The 9,017-nt window shown below is 57.1% G+C and carries 10 protein-coding genes and 2 pseudogenes; 6 read left to right on the top strand and 6 right to left on the bottom strand.

Annotated features, from left to right (window positions below; genetic code table 11):
- Positions 1 to 46 precede the first annotated feature (46 nt).
- Positions 47 to 295: a DUF2382 domain-containing protein gene (locus ACPYOJ_RS07050; protein ID WP_481415611.1), complete on the top strand. Its 249-nt coding sequence runs from the start codon at positions 47 to 49 to the stop codon at positions 293 to 295.
- 414 nt (positions 296 to 709) lie between these two features.
- On the opposite strand, the gene ACPYOJ_RS07045 is transcribed toward ACPYOJ_RS07050, so the two are convergent.
- Entirely contained in the window at positions 710 to 1,273 is a 564-nt protein-coding gene (locus ACPYOJ_RS07045; protein ID WP_481415602.1) for a DUF1003 domain-containing protein, read from the bottom strand.
- Positions 1,274 to 1,646: 373 nt separating this feature from the next.
- Here ACPYOJ_RS07045 and ACPYOJ_RS07040 point away from each other — a divergent pair.
- Positions 1,647 to 1,868: pseudogene (locus ACPYOJ_RS07040) on the top strand (PepSY domain-containing protein); the annotation flags it as partial.
- On the opposite strand, the gene ACPYOJ_RS07035 reads toward ACPYOJ_RS07040, so the two are convergent.
- Entirely contained in the window at positions 1,855 to 2,169 is a 315-nt protein-coding gene (locus ACPYOJ_RS07035) for a hypothetical protein (RefSeq protein ID WP_481415610.1), read from the bottom strand. The pseudogene ACPYOJ_RS07040 and the gene ACPYOJ_RS07035 sit on opposite strands and share 14 nt — an antisense overlap.
- A complete protein-coding gene (locus tag ACPYOJ_RS07030) occupies positions 2,153 to 2,437 on the bottom strand; it encodes a hypothetical protein (protein WP_481415601.1) in 285 nt (94 codons plus the stop codon). The genes ACPYOJ_RS07035 and ACPYOJ_RS07030 overlap by 17 nt, the downstream gene beginning before the upstream one ends.
- Before the next feature lie 126 nt (positions 2,438 to 2,563).
- Between ACPYOJ_RS07030 and ACPYOJ_RS07025 the strand changes: the two are divergent.
- A pseudogene (locus ACPYOJ_RS07025) lies at positions 2,564 to 2,794 on the top strand (sodium/glutamate symporter); the annotation flags it as partial.
- Positions 2,795 to 3,306: 512 nt separating this feature from the next.
- Positions 3,307 to 3,609: a DUF982 domain-containing protein gene (locus ACPYOJ_RS07020; RefSeq protein WP_481415600.1), complete on the top strand. Its 303-nt coding sequence runs from the start codon at positions 3,307 to 3,309 to the stop codon at positions 3,607 to 3,609.
- Between the two features lie 505 nt (positions 3,610 to 4,114).
- Here the strand turns inward: ACPYOJ_RS07020 and ACPYOJ_RS07015 are convergent.
- The 3 genes from ACPYOJ_RS07015 to ACPYOJ_RS07005 form a co-directional block, all read right to left on the bottom strand.
- Positions 4,115 to 5,392, bottom strand: a complete 1,278-nt coding sequence (locus ACPYOJ_RS07015) for a DUF892 family protein (protein ID WP_481415599.1) — start codon at positions 5,390 to 5,392, stop codon at positions 4,115 to 4,117.
- A gap of 999 nt (positions 5,393 to 6,391) precedes the next feature.
- A complete protein-coding gene (locus tag ACPYOJ_RS07010) occupies positions 6,392 to 7,024 on the bottom strand; it encodes a hypothetical protein (protein ID WP_481415598.1) in 633 nt (210 codons plus the stop codon).
- Between the two features lie 190 nt (positions 7,025 to 7,214).
- Entirely contained in the window at positions 7,215 to 7,568 is a 354-nt protein-coding gene (locus ACPYOJ_RS07005; RefSeq protein WP_481415597.1) for a Crp/Fnr family transcriptional regulator, read from the bottom strand.
- 266 nt (positions 7,569 to 7,834) lie between these two features.
- On the opposite strand from ACPYOJ_RS07005, the gene ACPYOJ_RS07000 reads away from it, so the two are divergent.
- Positions 7,835 to 8,137, top strand: a complete 303-nt coding sequence (locus ACPYOJ_RS07000; protein WP_481415596.1) for a hypothetical protein — start codon at positions 7,835 to 7,837, stop codon at positions 8,135 to 8,137.
- A gap of 662 nt (positions 8,138 to 8,799) precedes the next feature.
- Positions 8,800 to 8,979 (top strand): hypothetical protein, encoded by a 180-nt coding sequence (locus ACPYOJ_RS06995; protein ID WP_481415595.1) that lies wholly within the window; start codon positions 8,800 to 8,802, stop codon positions 8,977 to 8,979.
- Positions 8,980 to 9,017: the final 38 nt, after the last annotated feature.

Below are 9,017 nucleotides of genomic sequence, written 5' to 3'. Positions count from 1 at the left end.
TCGGGATGAGAATGTCGAGAGTGAACGCCGCGGCGTCGATCGCCCTTTGACGGACGCCGACCGCGCGTTCCAGGATCGTACGATCTCGGCCGAAGAGCATCACGAGGAAACCGTCGTCTCGAAGGAGGCCGGCGTTGTGAAGGAGGTTGGCATCCGCAAGACGGCTTCCGATCGCACCGAGACGATCGACGACAGCGTTCGGAAGAAGGAAGTCGAAGACACGCGAGGCGATCGTCAGACACGGTCTCAGAATGACATCTCGCAAAGCCAATCACATAAGGCCCCCCGGGATTAGCAGTGAAGACGCCAATCCTACCTCGTCGGGACGGCGGCCCTACGCCGTCTCGCGCCTTGGGTTGTGTAAAGGGAGGTGGACTCGTCCCAGTTCGTTGCAAAGCTGGAGATCAGCCCGCCTTGACGGTTGACTGGCCGGCCGGGTCACGCCGACTTCTTCCAAGAGAGCGCGAAGCTGACTTGCGGGTTCACGGTAGAAGGTGCTCTTATCGCCCTGCGCTAGCTTCTTCGCGACATACGCCATGGAAGGTCAATTCGTTGCTTAGCGGGTTACGTCGTCTGGCAAAATGCGCCGGGTCCCTCCAATCTCATCGTCCCCGGTTGCGGCGACGCCATCGGCTTGAGCAAAGTACGATAGGGTTTGAAGTAGAGTAGCGCGGCGCCGGAACAACGCTCGGGCAGAAACAGATCGTCGTCAGATAGACCGGGATCGCGCGTCTCTAGCTTTCGACGGGCTCGCCGAGATCTTCTCCATGGTGTCCAGCACCTGCTCCGGCGTCACGTCCTCCTGAAGTTCCGCAATCTCCTCCTTCTGGTCCAGATCGACGTCGAGCTTTTCGGCGATGGCGGAAACGATCGTAAGGAGCTGGGTTGCCTCGTGCTCCGCAAGCAGCGAGATCTGCAGATTCAAGTCGGCGCGCTTGTCGTCTGTCTCCGCCATCCGATTCTGGCTGATCATGACAAAGGTCGAGATGAAAATCGCCTCGACGGATGCTACCATCGCGAGGATCACGAGGGATGGGTCGAATGCTGGCAGGACCGGCAGCAGCCCGACGTTGACTAAAATCCAGGCGCCGAAGACGATCGCGTGGATGTAGACGAAAGTCATCGACCCTGCGAAGCGGGTGATCTCAGCTGCGGCGCGCTCCTGAAGAGAAGCATGTCTCGCCTCCTCCTGCCGCCGCCTTAGGAGGGCCTCGATGTTCCGATCCAGGCGCCTGGAGACGCTGACGGAACGGGTGGAAAACGATGTTGGCATAGGTGGCTCCTTCCTGATGGCCTCCAACGTCTTCGACGCGGCGTTCGCGCGCCATCCCTCAGAAGTTGGAGATGCTAGAGGTGATGTGCTTGAACGCTGCGATCTGGGCGCTTAGCGCCGTGCCGTCCAGGCGTGCGACGCAGGAATCGTATGCTGCGATCGCCTGCTCGAGAGGATGAGGTCCTCCACCAGACCCTTTGCGGTCAGACTCCTTGCCTACCACGTTACCATTGTATCTCCCCTCCATTGTTTAGCGGGAAGCAAACCCGCAGTCCCGCCTCTTGTTCCGTTGTTTCGCCGTGGAACAAATAGCGATCCACACGGTTTCACGTCACGGATCGCCAGTGCGATCCTGCAAGAGAGGAAACCACCCATGAAGATGATAATTTTGGCTGCCGCCCTACTCGGCGCGTCAGCTCTGGCTACCCATGCGCAAACCGCGAAGCCTCCGACGTTGGAGGGCAACACGCCGGCAGTCGCGACGCCCGACAGCACAAATCCTACCGCTCCATTAGAAGGCGCCAACAGTTTTACCGAAAGCCAGGCCAAGGAACGGATCGAAAAGGCCGGCTACTCCGACGTCACGGGCCTAAAATTTGCACGAAGATGAAGGCGGTCCACAGGCAAAACGATGCGGCACCGATGACGATGAGCTGTGTGTTCGAGTAGGAGGGACCTGCGATAAAGGTGTAATTTGGCAAGATCAGCGCAAGCACTGCCAGAGTGCCCAGCACTGCCAACGCCGACGAGGCTCCCTTCAATTGAAACGTCTGCTGGAAATGCCGCCGTCCGCCCAAGACCAGACAGAGGCCGACAATTCCATTGAGCACGATCATCAATGCCGCGAACACGGTATCGCGAGCGACCACGTCACCACCCTCAACATCCGAGAGCATGATCGACACGATCAGAGCCACCATCAATGATGGTGACCGCGACGGCAAGCAAGATTGAGCCGAATGGCTCGCCGAGTTTGACCGCCAATAGTTCGGCATGATGGACGGCCGCAAAAACCGTTCCAAAGAGCAGCACTGCGGCGAGCGCGAGGAACGCGACTGCGTCAGGCTGAACGACGCCGACGAGCTTCGCTACCAGTAGGCCAGCACCGAACGCGGGTATAGCCCAACTCCAGGGAGGGTTAGAAACATGATGCTGATTGGCCACGGGCGGTTCTCCGGTTCGCGTGGACTTTGGAAACGGCAGAATTCGATCGTCGGATTGTCTTGCTCAAGCCTTTGGGGACAGCCGTGCCCGTAGCGACTGCCACCCTGTTCTCAAGTCTCATCGTGGTTCCTTCTCTTGGTCGTGTTCCCGGCCATGGGGCGCAACTACAATGCGGCGGTCATTTCCGCCGGCTTTTGCGGGATTTCGCTAGGAGCTACCCCCACGGCAATAGCCAACATGACGGCGGTCACTAAAATCCACGGAGCAGCGACCATCGCGTTCATCATCCTGCCGCTCGTCTCCGCATTCTTCATCGATCTGGCAAACGCAGCAGTGCTTGGGTTGCTTGTTCGGTGATTGATCCTGCGCCCTCTGTGCCGTGATGTGAGGAGATTGCAATAGCCGGAGCAATCTCCGTGTCTGCACTCTCGGTGGCCTGTTGTATCGCCTCATCCTTCGCAAGGATGATTCGGCAGCGTCCAAGAAACTTCCCTTCGCTCGTCCATGGAATGCCGGGTCACAGAACAAGGCGGACAGGACAACGTAGGGGCAGAACATCGGTTACCAGCACCTCTCGCACAGCAACGGCAGAGGAGGAAATCCGCACTTGAAGCCGAACGTCACGAAGAACTCCGTGAGTCTGGGAAACGTGGCTGCTGCTAATGATGATAGTCGTGTTTGGAGCAATCGCCCGGCGTCGTCGCTAGGAAGCGTGCGGTACTATACCAGACCGGAACATTCGCAACCTGTAACTGTTTGAGGTTTGGGATCGCGGCAGTTTGTTGCTCCGCCCGTTTCTTGCCGATTCCGAAAGGGCCGCGATCTCATGGATCTTCGTGCATTGGTATATCGCGAAAGGAGGAGTGATCATGTTTATCAATGACGTCCCTTGGCGAGTTCCAGTCGCAGTCCACCTGCAATGCGGACTTGAACGCACATTTCATAGCGCCTTCGACGCCCTGGATTTTCTCGAAAATGAATGGCCTTTGCGTCATGGCGAGCGATATGATCGAGCAATCGACAAATGCCGTGGAGCGATCAGCCGGGCAGTTCCCGCAGAAGTGGCGCGCGAAGCCTTTATTGCGGCTTGCCTTGAGGCGGGGATGCCTGCTGTCGGGAGGGGCGTCGCCTCACGCACCGAAGCGCCGCCGAAAAGCGCGACCAGGGCTTAATCCGCCGTCGTGAGCAGCCAACGAGCGCAGTGACACCCTGAAGCTTGCGCGCGAACCGATCGAATAGCAGCTTCGATCGGATTAAGTCTGGATAGAACGGGTCAAAGTTCTTTCTCCCACGCGTCTGAACCGGAACCTAGCTGAATCTTGATCATTTGGGTCTTTTGGATCACGTGGGTACCTTACCGCCCGCATCAGCGTCTCTGCGCCGTTCCGACCCCGGGTAAGCCCGCGGCCCCGATAACCTCTCCCCAGGATCCTGGTCGCTTATCTGCCTTGCCGGCTCGGCGCCGTGGACTGTAGTGCTCTGTTATCACGAGGACGGCCCGAGATCCTCCAGCATTAAGGGGCTTATCAGTGTTAAACTCTTCTGTCCTGATGAGCGCGGTGGTCGGTTACCTGCAAGAGGCACGTGTGGCCGTGGCCAGATGCCACGGTCGGTTTTCGTAGGGTTTTCGTCCCGGAGAATCCGCCGATGCGCTTGAAACGATGGAAGCCACCTCTTTTATTTATCCAAGATGACGTTGCGAGGCATTCTTGCCGCCGACATTAAAGGCTGAGCAACCTGGTCCAGCAACTGTCCTGCATTCTGCTCCTCGCCCAGCGACAGGGTCAATAACCGGGCTATCACCGGCTGCTCAAGCTGCAGTGCCAAATTGCGAGCATTGGTGTAGGCGGCGATTTCGTAGTGCTCAACCCGCAATGCTGCTCCGATCAAGGCCAGATCTGCGGCAGCGTCCTCCTTTTTCTTGCCTTCCGCAATCACTTCCTCGCCTTCCTCTATCAAGCCCGCCATACCCTTGCAGGGCTTGGCGTGAGCTGCTGAACCAAGAATGCGGAGACTTTCGTTTAGGCGTTCCACCTGCTCTTCTGTCTCGTTGAAATGGTGCTGCAACAGCGTTTGGAGTTGCCTCGAGTGAGCAGCTTTCTGCATCTTCGGCAACGCCTTTAATAGCTGCTTTTCGGCATGCAGCAGGTCGCGGAGCTCGTCAACAAGCAGACCTTGAACCGCCTCTAGTCCTTCCGAAGGGGCACTCTGGGCGCGGATGGCTGGTCCTGTGTTCTCCGCTCCCCTGAGATCTTTAAAGGCCGGCGCCTCTACAAACTCCCAAGATTCTCCTTCATTCCATGGACCACGTGAATCGACTTCACCGAGATCACCTTGACCCGTGGAATCATTGAAGAATTGATCAACCAAGCCTGGGGTCGGCGCAATACTGCCAATGCTCAGAGATGGCTTGCCCATGCTTTCCAGAGCCAGTGAAAAGGCACGCATGTGCGTGATTTCTCGGGTCATCAGGAACTGCAGCGCATCCTTGGTGCCGGGATCACGGCAAAAATTGATCAAGCGCTCGTAAACGATCTTGGCGCGCGCTTCAGCAGCAATATTGCTTCTTAGATCCACATCCAATTCACCCGTAATCTTGAGGTAATCTGCCGTCCACGGATTTCCCATGGAATTGAACAGATTTACGCCGCCGCCGCCGGCAATGGCGATCAGCGGGTCCGCTTCCGCCTCCTCTCTGACCGACTTCAACGGTCTCAGGTGCATCCTTGCTAAGGTGCCCACAATCTCAAGGTGACTGAGCTCTTCTGTCCCGATATCCATCAGGAGGTCCTTGCGTCCAGGGTCCTCGCAGTTCAGGCCCTGAATCGAGTATTGCATGGCCGCCGCGAGTTCGCCGTTGGCGCCACCGAATTGCTCAAGCAACATGTTGCCGAACTTAGGATCAGGCTCGTCAACCCGAACGGTGTACATGAGCTTCTTCACGTGGTGATACATTGGACGTCCTCCCTAATCAGACGTCACCTAACCGGCTTGCCGGAGGAATGTTCCACCGTTTTTTCCCCATGCTTTCGGCCGATTACTCATCCGATCCATTCGCCGTTGTCGCTACCGGCCGCTGAGCGGCAGTCCCTATAGGAGCTGAACTTGGCTGGTCGCGTAAGAAATTTGAGTACCGAGCTGGGTTTCGGAATTCGATGCTATCACCCGGCGGCCTGAACGGCATTTCCTCAACGTCGGCTCATCTTCCTTTAGGGCAACCGGTGATCGTATGGAGGCCGAGATCAATGAATTGCTGAAGCTTAGTGCCGGAGAGAAAGGGGAAGCTTTGATCGCCGCATTGGCAGCTACATGCGGACATATGGATACGCCAAGCCGCATGCACATGGTCAATAGCCATAAAGGAAGGCGGCGCCTTGCGCGCGCTGCTGCTCCTCCCAGTAATCCACTATAGCCACCGAAGCGCCACGGTTAATGCGCTCTCCCCCAACTCCGAAAGCGCCTGACCCGCTGCCTTTACTTGACCAACGTCGCTTCGAGCAGCGTTGCTACGTCATTAGCTGCCAGATTTCCTGATGCCCGCTGGCGCTGCGGCAGCCGTGACTACTTGTTGGGTCCAATGGCTGTGGGGCTTCGTTGGCCGAGTCCTGTCATTATGGCCGCCGCAAGTAAGAATGCGCACGCCCTGCGATTCGATGCAACGCCAAGCGCTAACCGTCGAGCTTGATCTCGTAGATCCGATCGGGGGCCTTTGGGCATCCTCCGCTTGAGAAGCGCAAGGCATGGCTCGGCGCGCTCCGGCATTGGATCGAATGGTTGGGTTGTTGAAGGATCGGGACGCTTGCGAGACGGGATTGAACCGGGGCGTCGGCATAGCTGAGATAGGCTTGGATTTCGGCGTTTCGCCGTACTCCAATCCACAGAGATTGCTTGAGGAGGCCACATTGACGTCTGGGATATCGTACCGCGAAGGGGTTGCGGTGTGGAAACGAAATGCTATCCGTTATCCTTGCCATGGGCATCCGTTGAAGGCGGCCCGAATACATAGCTCCACCGCTCACGCTTTCGTTGCAGAAGATTTCGCAACTCCCTGATCGTAACCTTTCCACCTTCACTTGCCCCTGAGACCAAAACCTCGGCGGCAATAAACGGGTGCCTGCGGACCAATCTGCCGGCTGCCTTGAGACAGGCAGCGATCATGATACGCTCGATAGGTGTCTGGCCATAACGGCTAACGATGCTCTCGTACCAAGGGCCTTCTTTATGGACCAGTAATGGCTGGAGTCGTTCGGCCGGCGCTGCGGCTATCGAAGGTACTAGTGAACCACGCCGGCTTGGAGAGGGCGGTCCTTCGCGTCCTTGCGCTTGTTCTGTTTTGGCCCGCATCTTCTTTGGCAAAGCATCACGCGCGCTGTCTTTGACAGCTGACACCGCCGCCTCAGTCGCACGAGAAATGGCCTCGCCGGCGATCCCAATCGCGCGTGCGCCTTTGCGGGTTCCCGTCGTCGCCGCATCTGCGATTTCGTCGCGGTCGCCAATGAGCACCGCGGCCGCAGCGGCGGCCCCAGCAGTAACGGCGTTCGCAAGAACGTTGCGACCAATGTCGCTCGCAAGCAAAGCCTTGATCATCGGCGACTTACGAACAGATCTCGGAATTTTGTAGCCGCCGGATTTTGTTTTTGGCCATAATTGTTCTCCTCTGCCCCTGAGAACTGTTATCCGAGAAGATCGTTCCCAAGGCCAGTTGTGAACTGAATATGACATTCGATAGCCAAGATATCACCATTCATTTTGCGAGCCGTTCAATATCTGCAGGTTTCTAGCGCATGGTCCCAATGAGCCGGGTGAACTCGCGTTCGGGAACACCATAGGCATCGCCGGCGAATGCCTCCAAAGCCTGACGGTTGCGTATGGTCACCTGACCCCTCTCGGCTACAATAAAGCGATGGCCCTCAAGAATATGGAGGGCTGTCGTCACGCTTGGACGTCTCACATTGAGCAGTCCAGCCAAGAAATCGTTCGTAACGGATAGCCGATCACCGGCGCTACGGTCGTGAACCATCAAAAGCGATCGAGCCAGCCGTTCGTCGACGCGGTGAGTGGCGTTTGCAAGGGCGGTGTAGGCCGTTTGCACGAACAGCGTTTGCGCGTAACGGCTCAGGAGCTTTCGCATCGGCCGGTTTTCTGATTTTCTCCAGGCGACAAGCTTAAAGTATTGCGGCGGGTGCCTTCTTTAAAACCCATTCGGGGCGTACCCTTTTTGTCGACAGCATTTGACGCGGGCGCTGCGCAAAAAGGTTCAGACCCTTCGCCCCCAGCAAAGGAGGACGTCGTGTCTTCCATATTCAATCATCCTCGCTTTTATCACGACACGGCAGCCAGAATGTTGGTCGTTTTCAGCGTCATCTTCATCCTGTTCCTGATTGTGGAGGGCTGGCTATGGTGACTTTTCGTTCACCTAGTGAAGCGAATGCTCCACGGGAACAACGCTCGGCGCTGCAGCGTGTTCTCAAGCGGGCAAACTATGCTACGTCCGACATGCAAGCCGCCGAAGGCGCTGATTATCAGGAGGAAGTCGTGATTATTCGACGCATCGAAGCGGGTACCATTTCTTCGGAGAAGTATCCCCCCTCGATCTGGCGCCGGCAAAACGCAGACTCGGAAGCGCTGGCGTCATGGGAGAACGAAGGCGGTGCACCAGCGCGACCCGGAGGCCCGCTCGAAGCCAAGGGACTGAAGTGATTTGACGTAGCGACGTTATCCGCAGGGACAGTCGTCTCAAAGGCTGCGGGCCGGGACCAGCCAACGATCAGGTCCAGTCTATAACAGATGAAGAGAACTCCGCGACGCAAACAGCTTGCGGCTGCGCGCCGAGCGCGAAGAGCCGGCCGCTTTTCATTCAAGGACTGCATGTGTCGCAACGGCAGACGTCGAGCGCTCCGGCAATCTGAACGACTTCGAATGGAGAGTGTTTGATGCCGGCAAGTGCTTTCGTTCCGATCATCCCCTCCTTACCGACAACACCGGTTTCAATCTCTAACCGGCCGGGCATGCATGACGATCGAACACACGACCAATCCCGGGAAATAGACGTAGTCAATTAGGCAGTTGGGACCTGTAGCTGTTCGTTGACTTTTGATCGATCCACTCGGATGCATTCAGAAAGGCCCAAGCCGTTTCTCCATCCATCGCTGCGATAAAGGTACTGGGTGTTGCGGTTGGGTCGGGCATTTTTCCGCTCCTCCCATAGGCGAGAGCAGATGTCTCTCAAGCGGTCCGCGCCGTTAATCATATATACCGACGCCACTACAAGAGGGCCAGAACAGACTTATTCTAGGCAATGAGGTGGCCGCACGCTTGATGGAAAACCGCGTTGGACCCTAAAGACATAACGGAATTGTGCCATGGCCGAGAGAAACCACACATCTTCCTTTTCTATCTTCTGGAATGGATCGGTGCTTGCCTTGGTGGTCGTCCTCGCCGCACTGATCTATGTCTTTGGGCTAGCGATGTCCGGCGACACGACGCAGTTGACCGGAAGCGTTCGTTGCGCAGTCCTCGATACGCGGGACGTTTCAAACTGACGTTCTCTGGTGAACACTCAGAAATGTCCCTTTAACCG

It is taken from the genome of Rhizobium sp. SVR5-9E (assembly GCF_056755095.1).
The sequence above is the reverse complement of the archived record's forward strand: the minus strand, read 5'-3'. Positions and strand labels throughout refer to the sequence as shown.

Coding starts and splice junctions, on each gene's coding strand:
- ACPYOJ_RS07005 (WP_481415597.1), bottom strand. CDS start 7,568: ATGCGAAAGCTCCTGAGCCGTTACGCGCAAACGCTGTTCGTGCAAACG.
- ACPYOJ_RS07015 (WP_481415599.1), bottom strand. CDS start 5,392: ATGTATCACCACGTGAAGAAGCTCATGTACACCGTTCGGGTTGACGAG.
- ACPYOJ_RS06995 (WP_481415595.1), top strand. CDS start 8,800: ATGGCCGAGAGAAACCACACATCTTCCTTTTCTATCTTCTGGAATGGA.
- ACPYOJ_RS07020 (WP_481415600.1), top strand. CDS start 3,307: ATGTTTATCAATGACGTCCCTTGGCGAGTTCCAGTCGCAGTCCACCTG.
- ACPYOJ_RS07010 (WP_481415598.1), bottom strand. CDS start 7,024: ATGATCAAGGCTTTGCTTGCGAGCGACATTGGTCGCAACGTTCTTGCG.
- ACPYOJ_RS07000 (WP_481415596.1), top strand. CDS start 7,835: ATGGTGACTTTTCGTTCACCTAGTGAAGCGAATGCTCCACGGGAACAA.
- ACPYOJ_RS07035 (WP_481415610.1), bottom strand. CDS start 2,169: ATGCTCTCGGATGTTGAGGGTGGTGACGTGGTCGCTCGCGATACCGTG.
- ACPYOJ_RS07045 (WP_481415602.1), bottom strand. CDS start 1,273: ATGCCAACATCGTTTTCCACCCGTTCCGTCAGCGTCTCCAGGCGCCTG.